A 19063-nucleotide genomic window follows, 5' to 3' on the forward strand; every position below is an offset into this window, starting at 1 on the left:
GTTCGTTCGCTGCTGGTGGGTCATGAGCGGGAGTCCACTCGCGCTCGGGGTTCGCCGTCGAGGACTGTTGCCCTGCCGCGCCAGAACGTGGCGACCACGCGGGCGGGGAGCTCGTCGGAGGCGAACGGGGTGTTCTCGCTGGCCGTACGCAGCGCCGCCGGGTCGACCGTCCAGGTGGCGTCGGGGTCCACGAGGACCAGGTTCGCGGGCTCGCCGACCTCGAGCGGCCGGCCCTGCTCGGCGACCCGGCCGATGGCCGCGGGGGTGGTGGACATGGTGCGGGCCACGTCCGCCCAGTCGAACTCGTACTCCGGGTTGTCCACCATCGCGGCGACCACCACGGACAGTGCGGTCTCCAGCCCGGTCATGCCCATCGCCGCGGCGGCGAACTCGCAGTCCTTGTCCTCGTCCGGGTGCGGCGCGTGGTCGGTGGCGACGATGTCGATGGTGCCGTCGGCCAGGCCGGCCCGAACGGCGGCGACGTCGGCGGCCGTACGCAGCGGGGGGTTCACCTTGAACTGAGGGTCGTAGCCGCGGACCGCCTCGTCGGTCAGGATCAGGTGGTGCGGGGTGACCTCGGCGGTCACATCGATCCCGCGGGCCTTCGCCCAGCGGACGATGTCCACCGAGCCCGCCGTCGACAGGTGGCAGATGTGCACCCGGGAGCCGACGTGCTCGGCGAGCAGGACGTCCCGGGCGATGATCGCCTCCTCCGCGACGGCCGGCCACCCGGTCAGCCCCAGCTCCGCGGAGACGACACCCTCGTGCATGAGGGCGCCCTCGGTCAGGCGCGGCTCCTGCGCGTGCTGGGCGACGACACCGTCGAACGCCTTCACGTACTCCAGGGCCCGGCGCATCAGGACCGGGTCGTCGACGCACTTGCCGTCGTCGGAGAAGACCCGCACCGCGGCGGCGGAGTCTGCCATCGCGCCGAGTTCGGCGAGTTGCTCCCCGCGCAGGCCCACCGTCACGGCACCCACCGGGCGCACCTGCGCCCAGCCGGCATCCTCGCCGAGCCGCCAGACCTGCTCCACGACGCCGGCGGTGTCCGCGACGGGGTCGGTGTTCGCCATCGCGTGCACGCAGGTGAACCCCCCGACGGCGGCCGCGCGGGTCCCGGAGGCGACGGTCTCGGCGTCCTCGCGGCCTGGTTCGCGCAGGTGCGTGTGCAGGTCGACGAGGCCCGGCAGGGCGATCAAGGTGCTCGCGTCGATCTCGACGACGTCCACGCGGTCGGCGTTCGCCGTGGTCGCAGCCGCGGCCGCGTCGGCACCGAGTGCGGCGATCACGCCGTCGGCCAGGTACAGGTCGGAGCGCTCCCCCCCGAGCACGGATGCGGCACGGATCAGGTAGGTGGTCATCGGGATCCTTCGGTCTCGGTGCCGCCGGCGAGCAGCAGGTACAACACGGCCATACGTACGGCGACGCCGTTCGCGACCTGTTCGACGATGGTGGATCGGGGCGAGTCGGCGGCCTTCGCGGAGATCTCCAGGCCACGGTTCATCGGCCCCGGGTGCATCACCACGCAGTGCTCGGGCAGCGCGGCCAGGCGCGTGCCGTCGAGCCCGTAGCGGCGCGAGTACTCCATCGGCGACGGGAAGAAGCCGCCGCCGGCGCTGGACATCCGCTCGCGCTGGACCCGCAGCATCATGATCGCGTCCGGGCGGACGTCGGCGATGGTGGCGTCCAGGTCGTAGGACACCGCGCACGGCCAGGTGTGCACGCCCACCGGCAGCAGGGTGGGCGGCGCGACGAGGGTGACGTCCGCGCCGAGGGTGTGCAGCAGGTCCACGTTCGAGCGGGCCACCCGGGAGTGCAGCACGTCCCCGACGATGACCACCTTGGCGCCGGCCAGGTCACGACCGACGCCGTCCGTACCCGCGTCACCGCCACCGGCAAGGTGGCGACGCATCGTGAACGCGTCGAGCAGCGCCTGGGTGGGGTGCTGGTGCATGCCGTCGCCGGCGTTCACCACGGGGGTACGGACCCAGCCGGACGTGGCCAGCCGGTGCGGCGCACCGGAGGCCTGATGCCGGATCACGACGGCGTCCGCGCCCATCGCGGCGAGGGTGAGGGCGGTGTCCTTGAGGGACTCCCCCTTGGACACCGAGGAGCCCTTGGCGGAGAAGTTGATGACGTCCGCGGACAGCCGCTTGGCGGCCGCCTCGAACGAGATCCGGGTGCGGGTGGAGTCCTCGAAGAAGAGGTTCACCACGGTCAGCCCGCGCAGGGCCGGCAGCTTCTTGATCTCCCTGGACTGCGTGGCCGCCATCGTGGCGGTGGTGTCCAGGATCTCGATCGCCTCGGCGCGGCTGAGGTCGGCGGCGGAGAGCAGGTGCCTCATGAGGACAACACCACCGAGTCGGTGCCGTCGAGCTCGGTGAGCCGGACGCTGACCCGTTCGCTGCGCGAGGTGGGCAGGTTCTTGCCGATGTAGTCGGCGCGGATCGGCAGCTCCCGGTGGCCGCGGTCGACGAGCACCGCGAGCTGGACGGCGCGGGGCCGGCCGAGGTCGGAGATGGCGTCGAGCGCGGCCCGGATGGTGCGGCCGGAGTAGAGCACGTCGTCGACGAGGACGACGACCTTCTCGTCCAGGCCGCCGACGGGGATCCGAGTGGGTTCGAGCGCGCGGGTCGGGTTCCGGCGCAGGTCGTCGCGGTGCATCGTGATGTCCAGGGTGCCGACGAGATCCTCGAGCGGGGCGTCGGGGCGCCCCTCGGCCGTGAGGATCCGCTCCCCAAGCCGCCGCGCCAGCGGCGCGCCTCTGGTCGGGATCCCGAGGAGGACCAGATCGGCCCCGCCCTTGTTGCGTTCGAGGATCTCGTGAGCGATCCGGGTCAAGGCCCGGGAGATGTCGTTCTTGGAGAGCACGGTCGTGCTCGGGGCGCCAGAGGTCACCGGCGGAAAGCCTCCTTCCCCGCCTCACAGGACGGGCTTAAAGGAATGTCGAACATGCCTCGGCCACCTTACCGCCACCGGCGACCCGATCGGCACGGGGTGCACTCAGATCGGCCAGTCCTGCTCCGGCAACGGCTTCGGGCAGGTGACGTTCAGGGCGTTGAAGGTCTGGATCACGGCCGCGGCCCAGATCACCACGGCCAACTGGTCGTCCGTGAACACGTCGGCGGCCGCCGCGTAGACCTCGTCCGGCACGTGCTGGGTGAGGGCGAGCCGGCTCATCGACTCGGTCAGGTCCAGCGCCGCTCGCTCGGCGGGCGTGAACAGCGGCGTCTCCCGCCAGGTCGGCAGAACCGCGAGCTGACGGGCGGTGACGCCCGCCACGAGGGCGTCCTTGGCGTGCATGTCCGTGCAGAACGCGCAGCCGTTGATCTGGGAGGCGCGCACCTTCACGAGTTCGACGACGGCGTGGTCGAGGTCGGCGTTGCGCCGGGCCGTCTCGACCTCCCGGTTGAGCGTCAGGAGGCGTCGGTGGACGTCCGGAAACTGGTCTGCGACTGAGATTCGGTTCACACCGGCCACGCTAGTTCGGCACGCTCCCCGGGGCCAGAGGCCGTCCCTCCATCGGTTCCGCGGGCGTGCCGGAACCGGCCGGATCAGGCGTGCGGCGTCTGGGCGGGTGTGAGCAGGAACACGGGGATCAGCCGCTCGGTCCTGCGCTGGTAGCCCGCGTAGTTGTCGAAGGCCGCCACGGCGCGCGTCCACCAGGCCTCGCGTTCGGGCCCGGAGAGTTCGCGGGCGGTCATGTCCCACTTCTGCGGCCCGTCCTGGAGCTCCACCCGGGGATCGGCGAGCAGGTTGTGGTACCAGACCGGGTTCTTCGCCGCTCCGCCCAACGACGCGACTGCGAGGTACTCGCCGTCGTGCTCCACGCGCATCAGCGGGACCTTGCGGAGCTTGCCGGACCGGGCGCCGATCGTGGTGAGGATCACGACCGGCTTCCCGCCGAGGGTGATGCCTTTCGTGCCGTGCGAGGACTCGTAGGCGGTGACCTGCTTCGCGGACCGGTCGCTGGGGCTTGGCGCGTACTCACCGAGGAGGGGCATGAGCCCAGTCAAGCACGCGCGTTGGGGGTGAGCGCCGACAGCAGGCAGCGCCAGCGGCCGTCCCGCCGGACGAAGAACTCCGAGACCCACTCGTCGGCGCTGAACGGTTCGCCCTGCCACCGTCCGCGGTTCGTGCCGTGCGCGACCACGACCGCGACGTCGCCGTGGCGGCGCACCGAGAGGACCTCGAAGGTCATCTCCGAGTGGGTCAGGCTGCCGTTGCGGACCACCTCGAGGAAGGCGCCCAAGGGTGACGGGCCGCTCTCGGTGCCGACGATCTCCCAGTCCGGATCGGCGAACGCGCTGATCCGGTCGGCGTCGTTGGCCACGATCGCCGCGGCCCAGTCCTCGAGCAGCGCCTGGAACTCGGCTCGGTCTGCGTCGCCGTCCACCTGCGTGGTCGGGCCCGTCATCTGCTCGTCGATCGCCATGGTTCGGCAGCGTAGGCCCTCACGTGGCGTGAGGTTCAAGGGGTGCTGCGCCGGCGGATCCGGGTCAGTCCAGGAGGTCCGAGCCGTACTGCGCGATCCGGCCGAGCAGACCGTTGATGAAGGGCGGGGAGTCGTCGGTGGACAGCGCCCGGGCGAGCTCGAGCGCCTCGTCGATCGCGACGGCGTCGGGCACCTCGTCGTTGAAGAGGATCTCCCACGTGGACAGCCGCAGGATGGCGCGGTCCACCGCGGGCATCCGCGCGAGCGTCCAGCCCTGGGAGAACGTGGACAGGATCTCGTCGATCCTGGCCACGTGCTCGCTGACGCCCTCGACGATCTGCACGGAGTACTCGGGCAACGCGGCCTGGGTGCCGGGCTCGAGGATGCGGTCCGCGAGCAGACCCATCAGGGTCGGGGCGGAACCACCCTCGGTCGCGGCGGCACCGAGCGCGCGCTGGTCCGCCTCATAGAGCACATCGAGCGCCCGCTTGCGTGCCTTGCTGCGTGCGGCCACTAGTCGTTGACGCGGCCCAGGTAGTCACCGCTGCGGGTGTCGACCTTGACCTTCGTGCCGGTCTCGAGGAAGAGCGGCACCTGGATCTGGTAGCCGGTCTGGATCGTCGCGGGCTTCGTGCCGGCCGAGGAGCGGTCGCCCTGCAGGCCCGGCTCGGTGTAGGTGATCTCCATCACGACGGACGCCGGCAGCTCGACGTACAGCGGGACGCCGTCGTGCAGCGCGACGATGACCTCCTGGCCCTCGAGCATGAAGTTCGCGGCGGTGTCCACGGTCGCCGCGGACACGGTGATCTGCTCGTAGTCGCTGGTGTCCATGAAGACGAAGTCCTCGCCCTCCTGGTACAGGTACTGCATGTCGCGCTTGTCGACGTTCGCCGTCTCCACCTTGACACCGGCGTTGAACGTCCTCGCGACCACCTTGCCGTTGGTGACGCCCTTGAGCTTCGTGCGCACGAACGCCGGGCCCTTGCCGGGCTTGACGTGCTGGAACTCCACCACGGACCAGAGCTGGCCGTCGATGTTGAGAACCAAGCCGTTCTTGAGGTCGTTCGTCGATGCCACAGGCGTTCCTTCGTTGTCTATCGGGACCGGCCGGGAGCCTGCGCTCGCATGCGAGCGGGGGATGTCGGGCCGGGAGGATGAAAAGGTGCGGCCCTCAGGGTAACGCGCCGAGGGCGGCCACCGCTGCCACGCCGATGGCACCGGCCCACAGGTAGGAGGCCAGGGTGCCGATGATGAAGCGCTCGGACACCCCCGAACTGCCATGGATCTCCGGGAACCGGCCGAGCCCCTTGACCGCCACGACCACGGCGATGGCGGCCGGGTAGCCGACCAGGATCGAACCGGTGATGGCCAGTCGCTCGAGGACACCGATCCAGGCACCGCCGCGCAGCTGCTCGGCGGCGGGGTCGGGCCGGGGCTCGCCGGCTGGGTCACCGGCTCGCTCCGCGGCCTCCTCGCGGTGCTTGCGGCTCGCCAGGCGCAGGATCCAGGCCGTGATGGGGCCACCGGCGCCCGCTGAGATGATCAGGGCGGCCGCGGCGATCTCGATGGTGAGGACCAGGTTCACCGCGCCATCATGTCGTGACCTGGTCCAGGTCGGCCAGCAGGCGCTCCGCCAGGGGGCGGACCCGGTCCTGGACGGTCCACATCGCGGCGTCGAGTCGCTGGCTCACGGCCTGGGGCGTGATGCCGAGCCGGGCGGCCGCTTGCTTCGCGGTCCCGACGCCGTCCACCAGCAGGTCGACCACCTCCCAGCCGCGCTCGGTGCGGCGTCGGACCACGGCGGCGAGCAGCTGCAACAGCGCCTCGGCCTCGTCGGCGGCCGGGCTCGGCCCGTCCGCGGCGACGAGGGCGAGCGGCACCGGCACCGACTTGCCCTTGGCACGCTCGACGGCGTCGCGGGCTCGCACGAACGCCGCCCCCGAGGAGGCCCGGGCGGTCTCGGCCAGCGGCGTGTCGACGGCACCGATGCCCACCCCCACGCTCCACTCGGCCCGCCGTTGCAGGTACATCGCGAGGTCGAGGGTGGTCGCCGCCGTCCTGATCACGCCCTGGACCTCGTCCCCCACGGTCCGCTCGAACGGCAGGGCCAGGTCCGCGCCGAGACCGCGGGCCCCGATGTGGGCGGCGAGCCCGCTCAGTGCGGCGTCGACACGGTCCCCGCGTCGACGGGAGGCATCCTGGTCAACGGTGAGTACGAACATGTGACAAGGCTACAACCTTGATTGCCTACAATCAAGGTCAGGGGCTTGATCCGTTCGGATCAAGCCTGAGCGAGCGCCGAGAGGGCGAGCCGGTAGGAGTCGGTCCCGAAGCCGGCCACGGTGCCGGTGGCGACGCCGCCGATCACGCTGTTGTGCCGGAACCGTTCCCTGGTGGCCGGGTTCGTCAGGTGCACCTCGATCAGCCGCAGGCCGGACGTGGTCACCTGGGCGGCCGCGTCCCGCAGCGCGTACGAGTAGTGCGTGAACGCGGCCGGGTTGAGCACCACGTCGCGCCGTCCGTCGACCGCCTCGTGCAGCCAGTGCACGAGCTCGGCCTCGTCGTCGCTCTGCCGCACCTCGGCGGACAGGCCAAGGGCCGCGGCCCACTCCGCGATCGCCACGGTGAGTCCCGCGTGGTCGAGGGCGCCGTAGACGTCGGGCTCGCGGGAGCCGAGCCGGCCGAGGTTCGGGCCGTTCAGGACGAGGACACTGGTCACAGGAACTCCGGGGGGTCATCGGTGGACGGGGTGGGTCGCTCAGCCGCTTCCGGCAGCGGCGGCGCCGGCTCCGTGCTGACGGCGAGGTAGGCGGCCAGGAGCAGGTCGTCGGAGGGCCCTTCGAGCCGGGTCGGGGACGCCAGCCCGTCGAGGATCACGAAGCGCAGCGTCGCCCCCCGGGTCTTCTTGTCCCGGCGCATCGCGGTCAGCAGGTCGTCCCAGCTCCCGGCCGGGTAACTGGTGGGCAGGCCGAGCGAGGTGAGGATCCGGCGGTGCCGGTCGACGATGCCAACGTCCAGGTGACCGGCGAGGCGGGCCAGTTCCGCGGCGAACACCAGGCCCACCGAGACGGCCTCCCCGTGCCGCCAGCGGAAGTGCTCGTGGTGCTCGATCGCGTGTCCGAACGTGTGCCCGTAGTTGAGGATCTCGCGCAGGTCGGCCTCGCGCAGGTCCGCGGAGACCACGCGGGCCTTCGTGGCGACCGCGCGTTCCACCAGCTCGCGCACCACCGGTGCGGACGGGTCCCGGGCGGCGTCCGGATCGGCCTCCACGAGCTCGAGGATCCGAGGGTCGTCGATGAATCCGCACTTGACGACCTCGGCCAGCCCGGCGGCCAGGTCCGCGGCGGGCAGCGTCGCGAGGGTCTCGAGATCGCACAGCACCCCGATCGGCGAGTGGAACGCGCCCACGAGGTTCTTGCCCTCGGCGGTGTTGATCCCGGTCTTGCCGCCCACGGCCGCATCGACCATCCCCAACAGCGTGGTGGGCACCTGGATGACGCGAACCCCACGCAACCAGGTCGCGGCGACGAAGCCCGCGAGGTCGGTGGCCGCTCCCCCGCCGAGTCCGATGACGACGTCGTCACGGGTGAAACCGGCCAGGCCGAGCTGTTCCCAGCACCGCGCGGCAACGGTCGCGGTCTTGGCGTCCTCGCCGTCCGGGACCTCGCTCAGGTGCACCTCGTACCCGGCGCCGGTCAGGGCCGTCCGGATCCGCTCGGCCGAACCGGCCAGGGCGCCCTGGTGGACCACCAGGACCCGGCGGGTGCCGGCGCCGATCAGGCCCGGCAGCTCTGCGGCCAGGCCGCGCCCGATCAGGACGTCGTAGCTGCGTTCCGCCGTGACGCCGATCCGGGTGACGCTCACGGGGCGGACACCTCGGCCAACACGGCGTCGCGGACCTGTTCCGGGGACCTGTTGTCGGTGTTCACCTCGACCGTGGCCAGCGAGGTGTACACGGGTCGGCGGGCCTCCATCAGCAGCTGCCACTGCCGCCGCGGGCTCCCCACGAGCAGGGGCCGGTTGCCGCTCAGTCCGACCCGCGGGGACGCGTGCGCCAGGGTGACGGACAGGTAGACCACCCGCCGGCCAGCCAGGGCCGCCTGCGTGCCCTCGTCGAGTACCGCTCCCCCGCCCAGAGCGAGGATGCCGTCGTGCTCGGCCAACGCCGTCGCCACCGCCGCCCGCTCCAGGGCACGGAACGCGTCCTCGCCGTCGTCGATGAAGATGTCCGAGATGCTGCGCCCCGCGGCGGTCTCGATGTCGTGGTCGGTGTCCCGGAACGTGGTGCCCCAGGCCCGCGCGAGCAGGCGCCCCACGGTGGACTTGCCGGCCCCCGGAGGCCCGACCAGGATCAGCGCCGGGCCGGTCGTCGTGTCGCTCATCGCATGGTCTCCGGGATCGCCTCGAGGTAGGACGCCACGTTCCGCGCGGTCTCGGTGATCGAGTCCCCGCCGAACTTCTCCAGCAGCGCCTCGGCGAGGACGAGCGCCACCATCGCCTCGGCGACCACGGCGGCCGGCGCCGCGGCGCAGGTGTCGGAGCGCTGGTGCAGGGCGGTCGCGGACTCGCCGGTCGCGACGTCGATGGTCTCGAGGGCTCGCGGCACCGTGGAGATCGGCTTCAGCGCCGCGCGCACGGCGAGCACCTCCCCGTTGCTCATGCCGCCCTCGACCCCGCCGGCCCGGTTCGTGCGCCGGTGGACGCGTCCGCCCGCGTCGCGGGTGATCTCGTCGTGCGCGACGGAGCCCCGCCGGGCAGCGGTCCGGAACCCGTCACCGACCTCGACGCCCTTGATGGCCTGGATCCCCATCAGCGCACCGGCCAGGCGGGCGTCCAGGCGACGGTCGCTGTGCACGTAACTGCCCAGGCCCGGGGGCAGCCCGTACGCGAGGACCTCGACCACGCCGCCGAGGGTGTCCCCGGCCTTCTTCGCGTCGTCGATCTCGGCAACCATCGCGGTCGAGGTCTCGGGGTGGAAGCTGCGGATCGGGTCCGCGTCCAGGGCTGCGACGTCGTCGGGCCCGGGCCGTGGTGCGTCCTCAGGGGTACCCACCGGACCGACCGAGACCACGTGCGAGACGAGCCGGATGCCGGCGGCCTGCTCGAGCAGCGCGGCCGCCACGGTGCCGAGCGCGACCCGGGTGGCGGTCTCCCGCGCGGAGGCCCGCTCGAGGACCGGCCGGGCGTCGTCGAGGTGGTACTTCTCCATCCCGACCAGGTCCGCGTGCCCGGGCCGGGGTGTGGTCAGCGGCTTGTTCCGCGACTTCTCGCGTGCATCGCCGGTGCCGGCGTCGACCTCGAGCGCACTTGCCTCGACGGGGTCGGCCGCCATCACCTGCTCCCACTTCGGCCACTCCGAGTTGCCGATCTCGATCGCGACCGGCGAGCCCATCGTGACCCCGTGGCGGACGCCACCGAGCAGGCGCACCTCGTCCTGTTCGAACTTCATCCGGGCACCCCGGCCGTGGCCGAGCCGGCGCCGGGCGAGCGCGGCGCGGATCTCGGCGCTGCCGACGGTGACGCCGGCCGGCACCCCCTCGATGATCCCGACGAGCGCTTGGCCGTGTGATTCCCCGGCCGTCAACCATCTGAGCATGACCGTCAGTCTCCCACGGACCCGGCGCCGACCCGGGCAGCGTCCGGTACGCGGGCACCGCGCCCGCCGGAGATTCTCAGGCCATGCCGAGCAGGGCAGGACCCCAGGCGACGCCGACCACGCCGCCCGCCACCAGCCAGGGCCCGAACGCGACCGCGGTGCGCCGGTCGGCCTTGGTGGTGGCGAGCAGGATCACCGCGAACAGGCCGCCGAGCACGAATGCGGCCAGGATCCCTGCGGCCACTGCTGCCCAGCCGGTCCAGCCGAGGACGAGCGCGATCAGGGCGCCGAGCTTCACGTCGCCGAGACCGAGGCCGGTCGGGCTGGCCAGGCACAGCAGCAGGAGCCCGAGACCGACCGCAGCGGCGCCGGCGAGCGCGCGGAGCAGGTCCGGCCAGGCGCCGGTGGTGGCTGCCGCCACCACGAGTCCGAGGAGGACGACGGCGAACGCCGGCAACACGATGACGTCCGGGAGGCGGTGGGTCGCCACGTCCACGACGACGAGCAGCGAGCACGCCAGCGCCGCGACCGCCAGCGCCACGAGCTCGGCCCAGCCGCCGGCGACGGCAGCGGCCCCGGCGCCCCCGAGGCAGGCCAGCATGGCGTGCAGGCCGGAGTTGGGCAGCGTGGACTCCGCCCCGGCGAGGGTGCGCAGCCACGGCGTCAGGATCAGGGCCACGAGGCCGGTCAGCGCACCACAGACCAGCACCACCACCGGATCGCCCATGGGGTCAGTCCGCCAGTGCCTGCATCAGGGCCGCGCGCATCGCCTCGACCGGGCCCGGGCGGCCGGTCATCAGGCGGACCTGCTCCGCGGCCTGGTGCAACAGCATCAGATACCCGGGCGAGATCGAACCGCCGGCCGCCCGCCACGCGGACGCGATCGCCGTCGGCCAGCCCTCGTACACCACGTCCAACAGCACCTGATCGGCCTCGAGCGCGACGCCGTCGAGCAGGCCGACAAGGGGGTCCGCGGCGCCGTGCGGCACCGTCGATATGACCACGTCGGCGCCGAGCAGCTCGGCGCGCGCCTGGTCGGTGCCGAGCGTGACGTAGGAGGGTGTGACGCCCATCCGGCCGGCCGCCCTCATCACCACGCCGGCGCGCCCGACGGACCGCGTCAGGACGACCGGCGCGTGGATGCCGAGCTCACCCAGCGCGGCGAGGGCGGCAGCGGCCGTGGCACCTGCGCCGATGATCACGCCGCGCCGAGCGTCCGCGCCGGGCGCCTGCGGCGTCGCCTCGCGCAACGCCTGCACCAGACCGTGGACGTCGGTGTTCGCGCCGATCAGCAGCCCACCGGGCTGGAACAGCAACGTGTTGACGACACCCACGACCTTCGCGAGCGACTCCACGTGGTCGCTGAGCGCCATGGCGCGCTGCTTGAGCGGCATCGTCAGCGAGAGTCCCGCCCACGAGCCGTCCCGGCTGCGCACGAACGCCTCGAGGTCGGGCTCGTCGACGTCGTGGAGCTCGTAGGTCCAGTCGGACAGCCCGAGCTCGGCGTAGGCGGCCCGGTGCAGCACCGGGGACAACGAGTGCGCGACGGGGTGACCGAGCACCGCCGCATGGTGGCCCATGCTCAGCCTTCGTCCTCCGCGGTCTCCTCCGGGGGAGCGGTCTGTGCGGCCAGCCAGTCACGGTACATCTGCTGGTTCACCAGGTGCTCCTCGTAGTCCGCGGTGAACCGGGTCTCCCCGGTGGTGGGGTTGACCGTGACGAAGTAGCACCAGTCGCCCTCGGGCGGGTTCAGCACCGCGTCGACAGCGCCCGGGCCGGCGGCCCCGATCGGCGTCGGCGGCAGGCCGGGGACGATCCTGGTGTTGAACGGATGCTCCGTCTGCCACTCGGTCCGCGTGATCTCGGTCGCGATCCGGTTCAGCCCGTACGCATAGGTGGAGTCCATGCCGAGGGTCCCGTCTCCGGTGCAGCCGGCGAGCCGGTTCTCGAGCACCCGCGCGACCCGGTTCCAGTCATCCTGGTTGGCGACCTCGGCTTCGACGATCGAGGCCTTGATGAGCAGCTCCTCACGGTCCTCGGCGGGCACGCTCCGCTCGTCGAGGTTCGCCACGGTCAGGTCGACCATCTGCTGGAGCACGCTGGTCGGCGTGGAGTCCGGCTGGACCGTGTAGGTGGACGCGAACAGCCAGCCCTCGATCTCACCGCCGGCCTCGGCCGGCAGGTAGGACGCGGCGACCTCGGTGGCGGCCGTGGCGACCTCCTCCTCGGTGACCCCGAGCCGGTTCGCGATCCGCGCGTAGATCTTCGTGGCGCGCCAGCCCTCGGGGATCGTGATCGTGAGGTCGGAGCGGCTGGCCGGGTCGAGGAGCGCGGCGACGGCGTCGGCGGCGTTCATCTGGGACTGCATCGTGTACGTGCCGGCCTGGATGCCCACGGCATCGGGGTTGTTGCTGTAGGCCTGCACGAACGCCCCGCTCGTGGCCACCACGTCGTTGTCCACGAGGGTGGTCGCGATGTCGGAACCGGTGTCGCCGGTGTTGACCACGATCTGTACCTCGCCGGTACCGGGCCCCGGGTAGTCCGAGATGGTCTCGGTCGCCGCGCCGTCGCCGGCCAGCATCGGGCGGATCAGCACCCAGGCGCCGCCGATGAGCAGTGCGATCGCGACGATCATCACGATGAAGGTGATCAGGTTGCGGCGCCGCTGAGCGCGCCGCTTGGCCTGGCGCCGGCGGTGGGCACGGCGTCGGGAGTTCGCCCGGTCCTGGTCCGGATCGGCGGTACCCGCGAGAGGTTCGTCGAAGAGGTCGGTCACCGTTCCTCCTCCTGGGATGTCGGTTGGTTCGCTGTGCCGCCGCTGTCGATGGCCGTGCCGGGTGGCCGGCCGAGGCGACGTTCCTGGTCGAGCGCAGCCTGCAGGATCATGGTCGCGGCGACCTGGTCCACTACTTGTCTGTGTTTGCGCCCGGCCCGTCCCGACGCGTGCAGGGCCTGGTGTGCCGAGACGGTCGTCAGCCGTTCATCGACGAGGCGCACTGGAGTGGGGCGGACTGCGAGTGCAACCGCTCTAGCGTACGCGCGAACCCTGAGAGCCGCAGTACCCTCCTCGCCGGACATGCTCCGGGGCAGCCCCACGACGACCTCGATGGCGTCGTTCTCGGCCACGATCTCGGCAATTTCGTCGATGCCCCGGCCGGGCCCGGAGCGGGCCACGGTGCGCACCGGCGTGGCCAGCATGCCGTGCGGATCGCAGCGCGCCACGCCGATGCGGACGGTGCCGACGTCGACACCGATCCGCACGCCGGTCCGCATGCCCTCGGGGCCGTCAACCACCGATGGCGTCCAGATCCGCGGTGATCGCCGTGAGTGCGTCGGCCAGCGCAGCCGCGTCGGTGCCCCCGCCCTGCGCGATGTCGTCCTTGCCGCCCCCCCCGCCGCCGAGCCGGCCGGCCGCGGTCCGCACCAGGGCGCCCGCCTTCGCGCCGGCGGCGCGGGCCGCCTCGTTCGTCGCGACGACCACCACCGGACGCTCCTTCACGAGGGCTCCGATGGCCACCACGGAACCGGAGGCGTTCCCGAGCCGGTCCCGGACGTCCAGCGCGAGCGTGCGCACGTCGTCGGTCGATGCGACCTCACCGATGTCGGTGGTCACCACGAGCAGGCCGCCGTGGGTTGCCGCCTGCGCCGCGAGCGTGCCCGCGCCCGCGAGCAACTGGCCCTGACGCAGCGCCGCGAGCTCCTTCTCGGCGTCCTTCAGCCGAGTGAGCAGGCCGGAGACCCGCTCCGGCAGCTCCTCGCTGCGGGCGCCGACGAGCTGGGAGAGCTGGCCGACGAGCGCGTGCTCGCGCGCTCCGAAGCTGTACGCGCCCGCGCCGACGAGTGCGTCGATGCGACGCACGCCGGAGCCGATGGACGCCTCACCGAGGAGGGTCACCAACCCGAGCTCCCCGGACGTACGCACGTGGGTGCCCCCGCAGAGTTCCTTGGACCAGTCCCCACCGATGGAGACCACCCGGACCCGGTCGCCGTACTTCTCGCCGAACAGGGCCATGGCGCCCTGGGCGCGGGCCTCGTCGAGACCCATCACCGCGTCGGTCACCTCGAGGTTCTCCGCCAGCTGGGTGTTCACCCGCTCCTCGATCTCCGAGAGCACGCCCGCGGGTACCCCGGATCCGGACCGGAAGTCGAACCGGACCCGGCTCGGGGCGTTCTCGGAACCGGCCTGGGTGGCCGAGTCGCCGAGCGATTCCCGCAGTGCCTTGTGCACCATGTGCGTGGCCGTGTGCGCGCGGCTGATGGCCCGACGGCGGTCGCTGTTGATCGTGGCCGTCGCACCCTCGTCGAGGGTCACGTCGCCGTCCACCAGCCGGCCCCGGTGCACCGGCATGCCCTTGACGGGCGCCTGGACGTCGTCCACCTCGACCAGGCCACCGCCGTCGAGCACGATCGTGCCGTGGTCGGCGAGCTGACCACCTGCCTCCGCATAGAACGGGGTGCGGTCCAGGATGATCTCGACGTCGGCGGGCGCGTGCACCTGCGGCACCGCCACGCCGTCGACCAGGATCGCCGCGACCCGCGCGGGCGCGGTGTGGTCGGTGTAGCCGAGGAACTGCACGGGTGCGTCCAGCTCGGACTGCAGGCCCTGGTAGACCTGCGTGTCGACCCCACCACTGCGCTTGGCGAGGGCGTCCGCGCGGGCGCGTTGACGCTGCTCGGTCATGAGGGTCCGGAACGCCTCCTCGTCGACCTTCAGGCCCTGCTCGGCCGCCATCTCGAGCGTCAGGTCGATGGGGAAGCCGTACGTGTCGTGCAGGGCGAACGCCTGGTCACCGGCGAGCAGCGTGCCGCCGGACGACTTCACCTTCGCCACCGCGGAGTCCAGGATCGTGGTGCCGGAGTCGAGGGTGCGGCGGAACGCCTCCTCCTCGCCGTAGGCGATCTGGGAGATCCGCGCGAAGTCCGTCTCGAGCTCCGGGTAGGAGGCCTTCATCGCGTCCTTGGACACCGGCAGCAGGACCGGCAGGGTGGGCTCGGTGACGCCGAGGAGGCGCATCGCCCGCACGGCTCGGCGCAGCAGCCGCCGCAGCACGTAGCCGCGACCCTCGTTCGCGGGCTTGATGCCGTCGGAGATGAGCATCAGGGCCGAGCGGACGTGGTCGGCCACGACGCGCATCCGCACGTCGTCGTCGTGGTTGTCGCCGTAGCGCTTCCCGGACAGCCGCTGCGCCGCCGCGATGACCGGGAACACCTCGTCGATCTCGTACATGTTGTCGACGCCCTGCTTGAGGAACGCGACCCGTTCGAGGCCCATCCCGGTGTCGATGTTCTTCTTGCGCAACTCCCCGAGGATCTCGAAGTGGTCCTTCGTGCCGCCGTCCGCGCGCTCGTACTGCATGAACACGAGGTTCCAGATCTCGAGGTAGCGGTCCTCGTCGGCGATCGGGCCGCCCTCGACGCCGAACTCCGGCCCCCGGTCCACGTAGATCTCCGAGCACGGGCCGGCCGGGCCCCGCGCGCCGGTGGACCAGTAGTTGTCCCTCATGCCGCGGCGCTGGATCCGTTCTGCCGGCAGTCCGGCGACCTCCTGCCACAGCAGGAACGCCTCGTCGTCGTCCTGGTAGACCGTGACCCAGATGACGTCCGGGTCGAACCCGAGCCCGCCCTCGTCCTCGGAGCCCGTGATGAACTCCCAGGCGTACCGGATCGCCTCCTCCTTGAAGTAGTCACCGAAGGAGAAGTTGCCGTTCATCTGGAAGAACGTGCCGTGCCGGGTGGTCTTGCCGACCTCCTCGATGTCCGAGGTGCGCACGCACTTCTGCACGCTCGTGGCGCGCGACCACGGTGGGGTCTGTTCGCCGGTCATGTACGGGATGAACGGGACCATGCCGGCGATCACGAACAGCGTGGACGGGTCCGGGGAGATCAGCGAGGCGGACGGCACCACGGTGTGGCCGCGGTCGGAGAAGTAGGTCAGCCAACGGCGTCGGATCTCGGCGGTGCGCATGGGTCCTCGTTCGGGGATAGATCGGGGCGGTCCTGCCGGCGGCCGGCAGGGCGCTACTCGGTGGCGCTCGGAGCGCCTAGAAGAACTCGTTCTCGTCGTCCGGGTCGTAGCCACCGGACTCGGCAGCGGCGCGGCGGTCGGCCGCGCGACGCTCCTCACGCACCCGGGCGGCTCGCGCCTGCTCCTCCTCGGAGGGCAGCAGAGCGGCGGTGAGGGCGGCCTCGTTCTCGGCCATCGAGGCCCGGAACGTCTCGCCGAGCTCCTTGGCGGTGGTGGCGAGCTCGGTGATCGAGTCCGCGATGCCGGCCGGGCTGACCGCGTGGGCCACCTTGCCGACGGTGTTGTTCAGCCGGCCGACCTGGCGTAGCACCAGCACGGTGACGCCGACGCCCACGCCGATCCAGAACAGCCGCTTCACTTCTTCTCCGCCTTGCCGAACAGGCCGCGCACCGCCAGCGAGAAGGCCGCCACCTTGATCAGCGGCGCGCCGACCGTGGCGGCGACCAGGGACGTCATCGCGGACACGTTCGTGGAGACCTCGGCCACCGCGGTCGTGACCGTGTCCACCTTGGCGATCTGGCCGTTGGTGGAGGTGATCGTCTGGGCGGCCTCGTCGATCACCGGGAGGGTGTGCTCGGTGATCTGGGCCAGGGACGTACGGGCCTCGTCCATGACGCGGCCGAGCTTGAACAGCGGGATCGCGAGCGCTCCCACGAGCAGCACGAACGCGATCGCCGCGATCAGACCTGCGATGTCTCCCAATGACATGACGCTGCCTCCTGAGGCTTCTGGGGCGGGGGGAAGATCCTCGGGGCGACACTACCGGTTGCGGCTCGGGAACCGGGTACCCGATCCGGAGCCGGGTGATGAAACGAACCCACCCCGGGTACGGCCGTGGTGCGGCCGTCCCGGGGCGGGCTCGATGCTCCGACGATCGTCTGCTGCGTCAGCGCGAGTAGTGCTCCACGACCAGCTGGACCTCGCAGGTCACGGGGACCTCGGCGCGCTTCGGGCGCCGGACCAGTTCGAAGCGGAGCTTCTCGAGGTCGACGCTCAGGTACTCGGGCACCTGGGGCAGGACGTCCCGGTGGGCGCCGGCGGCGGCCACCTGGAACGGCACCATGGTCTGGCTGCGCGGCTTGACCTGCACGACCTGGCCGGGCTTCACGCGGAACGAGGGGCGGTCCACGAGCTTGCCGTCGACCAGGATGTGGCGGTGCACCACGGACTGGCGGGCCTGGGCGATGGTGCGGGCGAAGCCGGAGCGCAGCACGAGCGCGTCGAGGCGCATCTCGAGCAGTTCGACCAGCGACTCACCGGTCAGCCACGGCTCGCGGCGGGCCTCGTCGAAGGCGCGGCGAAGCTGGACCTCACGCAGCCCGTACTGGGCGCGCAGACGCTGCTTCTCCTTCAACCGGACGGCGTAGTCGCTCTCGGTGCGGCGACGGGCGCGGCCGTGCTCGCCCGGCGGGTAGGGCCGCTTCTCGAAGTACTTGACGGCCTTCGGCGTGAGGGCGAGGCCCAGCGCGCGGGACAGTCGCACCTGGCGGCGCGTGCGGTTCTGTGATGCCATGCGAAATGTGTTCCTGTCGTGTTGTTGATGACGTCACACCACTGCTCCGGCGGATGCCGGTGTGGTGTGGGGCCGACTCCCGATCGCGTCCCTGACGGGTGCGCGACCCTCGGCTAGGGCCCCAGGTGTCCGAACGGACAACCCAACGAGTCTACCGCACCCACCGGGGCCGCATGGCACAGTGGGTGGGAACGAAGGGGGCATCGCGTGACTGTCCTGTCCTACCGCCCGGCCGAGATCCTCGGGCGTTGTCATGACCGTTTCGGCCCGGTGCTGCGTGTCGGTGGCCGGCGCGGGTTCGCGTACCTGCGCGGCGCGGCCGCCAACGCCGCCGTGTTCGCGGCCACGGACCGGTTCCGTTGGGAGGAGGCCTTCGCCGGGCTGGTGCCGGTGGACGGGCCGACCTCCATGATCGTCTCGGACGGAGCGCAGCATCGGCGTCGTCGTCGGCTCGTGCAGCCCGCCATGCACCATCGGCAGGTTGCCCACTATGTGCAGATCATGGCGGCCACGGCGGATGGTGCCATCGACTCGATGCGGCCCGGCACCGAGGTCGACGCCTACGCCTTGTTCCGGGCTGCCATCAGACGCAGCACCATCCATGCATTGTTCGGACCCGAGCTCGCGGCGGACGCGGACGACCTGGGGCGCAGCCTGCAACCACTGCTGGACCTGGTGGACGGGCTCCCGGCAGCCACCGACTGGCACCGGCGGTTGCGCACGCCTGGCTGGCAGCGCGCCGGCCGGGCCCGGGCGACACTCGACCGGCGCATCCGCGCGGAGATCGACCGCGCCCGCTCGCTCGGACCGCGCGCGGGCGATCATGTGCTGGCGACGCTGGTCAACGGCCGTGGCGACGACGGCGAGGGTCTGACCGACCGGGAGATCCGGGACCAGGTCGTCACACTGATCGCAGCGGGCTACGAGACGACGAGTGCAGCCATGGCATGGGCGATCTACTCCCTCGCGCAGGAACCCGAGGTCTGGGCGACGGCCCGCGCCGAGGTGCGGGCCGCCGTCGGCGACCGAGCACCGGGACCGGGCGACCTGCGCGCCCTGCCGTACCTGGCCGCCGTAGTGAACGAGACCCTGCGCCTGTACCCGCCGGCGGTCGTGACCGCGCGATATGTGGCCAAGGATTTCGAGGTTGAGGGGCGCCTGATCCGACCGGGTGCGACCCTGCTGCTGAGCCCGTACCTGACCCACCGCATGCCCGAGTCCTGGGACCGCCCGCTGGAGTTCCGCCCGCAGCGGTGGCTACCTGGATCGACCGAGTACACGAGGCCGGGACCGGCGCGCTACCTGCCGTTCGGCGGTGGTCCGCATCGGTGCATCGGGGCAACCATGGCCACGACGGAACTGATCGTGATGCTGGCCCGTGTGGTCGCTCGTCTGGACCTGACGCTGCCGCCGCAGCGGATCCGTCCGACCGGATTCGCGGCGATGCGACCGCGCAACGGCCTGCGCGTGCACGTCACCGCACGCCGGTGACGA

23 protein-coding genes are annotated in these 19063 nt (G+C 71.8%); 1 reads left to right on the plus strand and 22 read right to left on the minus strand.

Annotation, left to right across the window (positions count from 1 at the left end; translation table 11 throughout):
• Positions 1-20: 20 nt before the first annotated feature.
• The 22 genes from GKS42_RS13175 to rpsD all read right to left on the minus strand — a co-directional run bounded on the left by GKS42_RS13175 (position 21) and on the right by rpsD (position 17569).
• Positions 21-1361: a dihydroorotase gene (locus tag GKS42_RS13175; RefSeq protein WP_154794239.1), complete on the minus strand. Its 1341-nt coding sequence runs from the start codon at positions 1359-1361 to the stop codon at positions 21-23.
• Positions 1358-2344: an aspartate carbamoyltransferase catalytic subunit gene (locus GKS42_RS13180; protein ID WP_154794240.1), complete on the minus strand. Its 987-nt coding sequence runs from the start codon at positions 2342-2344 to the stop codon at positions 1358-1360. The genes GKS42_RS13175 and GKS42_RS13180 overlap by 4 nt, the downstream gene beginning before the upstream one ends.
• A complete protein-coding gene (gene pyrR, locus GKS42_RS13185; RefSeq protein WP_232847647.1) occupies positions 2341-2898 on the minus strand; it encodes a bifunctional pyr operon transcriptional regulator/uracil phosphoribosyltransferase PyrR in 558 nt (185 codons plus the stop codon). The genes GKS42_RS13180 and pyrR overlap by 4 nt, the downstream gene beginning before the upstream one ends.
• Before the next feature lie 105 nt (positions 2899-3003).
• A complete protein-coding gene (locus GKS42_RS13190) occupies positions 3004-3471 on the minus strand; it encodes a carboxymuconolactone decarboxylase family protein (protein ID WP_210769181.1) in 468 nt (155 codons plus the stop codon).
• A gap of 83 nt (positions 3472-3554) precedes the next feature.
• The gene (locus tag GKS42_RS13195; protein ID WP_154794242.1) at positions 3555-4004 is read right to left on the minus strand and encodes a nitroreductase family deazaflavin-dependent oxidoreductase; all 450 of its coding nucleotides are present in this window, start codon (positions 4002-4004) and stop codon (positions 3555-3557) included.
• A gap of 8 nt (positions 4005-4012) precedes the next feature.
• Positions 4013-4435: a nuclear transport factor 2 family protein gene (locus GKS42_RS13200; RefSeq protein ID WP_154794243.1), complete on the minus strand. Its 423-nt coding sequence runs from the start codon at positions 4433-4435 to the stop codon at positions 4013-4015.
• A 64-nt stretch (positions 4436-4499) separates the two neighbouring features.
• Positions 4500-4949 (minus strand): transcription antitermination factor NusB, encoded by a 450-nt coding sequence (nusB, locus tag GKS42_RS13205; RefSeq protein ID WP_154794244.1) that lies wholly within the window; start codon positions 4947-4949, stop codon positions 4500-4502.
• The gene (gene efp / locus GKS42_RS13210) at positions 4949-5512 is read right to left on the minus strand and encodes an elongation factor P (RefSeq protein WP_154794245.1); all 564 of its coding nucleotides are present in this window, start codon (positions 5510-5512) and stop codon (positions 4949-4951) included. Before efp ends, nusB begins: the two co-directional genes overlap by 1 nt.
• 94 nt (positions 5513-5606) lie before the next feature.
• Complete coding sequence (locus GKS42_RS13215; protein ID WP_354002655.1) at positions 5607-6020, minus strand: hypothetical protein; 414 nt, start codon at positions 6018-6020, stop codon at positions 5607-5609.
• Positions 6021-6027: 7 nt separating this feature from the next.
• Entirely contained in the window at positions 6028-6657 is a 630-nt protein-coding gene (locus GKS42_RS13220) for a hypothetical protein (RefSeq protein ID WP_154794246.1), read from the minus strand.
• A gap of 59 nt (positions 6658-6716) precedes the next feature.
• Positions 6717-7154: a type II 3-dehydroquinate dehydratase gene (locus GKS42_RS13225; protein WP_154794247.1), complete on the minus strand. Its 438-nt coding sequence runs from the start codon at positions 7152-7154 to the stop codon at positions 6717-6719.
• Positions 7151-8299, minus strand: coding sequence for a 3-dehydroquinate synthase (gene aroB, locus GKS42_RS13230; protein WP_232847648.1), 1149 nt, complete (start codon positions 8297-8299; stop codon positions 7151-7153). Before aroB ends, GKS42_RS13225 begins: the two co-directional genes overlap by 4 nt.
• Complete coding sequence (locus tag GKS42_RS13235) at positions 8296-8817, minus strand: shikimate kinase (protein WP_154794248.1); 522 nt, start codon at positions 8815-8817, stop codon at positions 8296-8298. Before GKS42_RS13235 ends, aroB begins: the two co-directional genes overlap by 4 nt.
• On the minus strand, positions 8814-10031 hold the full coding sequence (gene aroC, locus GKS42_RS13240) for a chorismate synthase (protein ID WP_154794249.1): 1218 nt from the start codon (positions 10029-10031) through the stop codon (positions 8814-8816). Before aroC ends, GKS42_RS13235 begins: the two co-directional genes overlap by 4 nt.
• 76 nt (positions 10032-10107) lie before the next feature.
• Positions 10108-10758 (minus strand): prepilin peptidase, encoded by a 651-nt coding sequence (locus GKS42_RS13245; protein ID WP_154794250.1) that lies wholly within the window; start codon positions 10756-10758, stop codon positions 10108-10110.
• A 4-nt stretch (positions 10759-10762) separates the two neighbouring features.
• Positions 10763-11611, minus strand: a complete 849-nt coding sequence (locus tag GKS42_RS13250) for a shikimate dehydrogenase (RefSeq protein WP_154794251.1) — start codon at positions 11609-11611, stop codon at positions 10763-10765.
• A gap of 2 nt (positions 11612-11613) precedes the next feature.
• Positions 11614-12807 carry an endolytic transglycosylase MltG gene (mltG, locus tag GKS42_RS13255; protein ID WP_154794252.1) on the minus strand — a complete coding sequence of 398 codons (1194 nt, stop codon included), beginning with the start codon at positions 12805-12807 and terminating at the stop codon, positions 11614-11616.
• The gene (gene ruvX, locus GKS42_RS13260) at positions 12804-13304 is read right to left on the minus strand and encodes a Holliday junction resolvase RuvX (protein ID WP_154796716.1); all 501 of its coding nucleotides are present in this window, start codon (positions 13302-13304) and stop codon (positions 12804-12806) included. The genes mltG and ruvX overlap by 4 nt, the downstream gene beginning before the upstream one ends.
• A 13-nt stretch (positions 13305-13317) precedes the next feature.
• Positions 13318-15996: an alanine--tRNA ligase gene (gene alaS, locus GKS42_RS13265; RefSeq protein WP_154794253.1), complete on the minus strand. Its 2679-nt coding sequence runs from the start codon at positions 15994-15996 to the stop codon at positions 13318-13320.
• A 76-nt stretch (positions 15997-16072) separates the two neighbouring features.
• On the minus strand, positions 16073-16414 hold the full coding sequence (locus GKS42_RS13270; RefSeq protein WP_154794254.1) for a hypothetical protein: 342 nt from the start codon (positions 16412-16414) through the stop codon (positions 16073-16075).
• Positions 16411-16764, minus strand: coding sequence for a DUF948 domain-containing protein (locus GKS42_RS13275; RefSeq protein ID WP_154794255.1), 354 nt, complete (start codon positions 16762-16764; stop codon positions 16411-16413). The genes GKS42_RS13270 and GKS42_RS13275 overlap by 4 nt, the downstream gene beginning before the upstream one ends.
• 178 nt (positions 16765-16942) lie before the next feature.
• The gene (gene rpsD, locus GKS42_RS13280; RefSeq protein ID WP_154794256.1) at positions 16943-17569 is read right to left on the minus strand and encodes a 30S ribosomal protein S4; all 627 of its coding nucleotides are present in this window, start codon (positions 17567-17569) and stop codon (positions 16943-16945) included.
• A 207-nt stretch (positions 17570-17776) separates the two neighbouring features.
• Between rpsD and GKS42_RS13285 the strand changes: the two genes are divergently transcribed.
• Positions 17777-19060 (plus strand): cytochrome P450, encoded by a 1284-nt coding sequence (locus GKS42_RS13285; protein ID WP_210769182.1) that lies wholly within the window; start codon positions 17777-17779, stop codon positions 19058-19060.
• Positions 19061-19063: the final 3 nt, after the last annotated feature.

Origin of the sequence: Occultella kanbiaonis, from assembly GCF_009708215.1 — a bacterium.
Lineage (GTDB): Bacteria > Actinomycetota > Actinomycetes > Actinomycetales > Beutenbergiaceae > Occultella > Occultella kanbiaonis.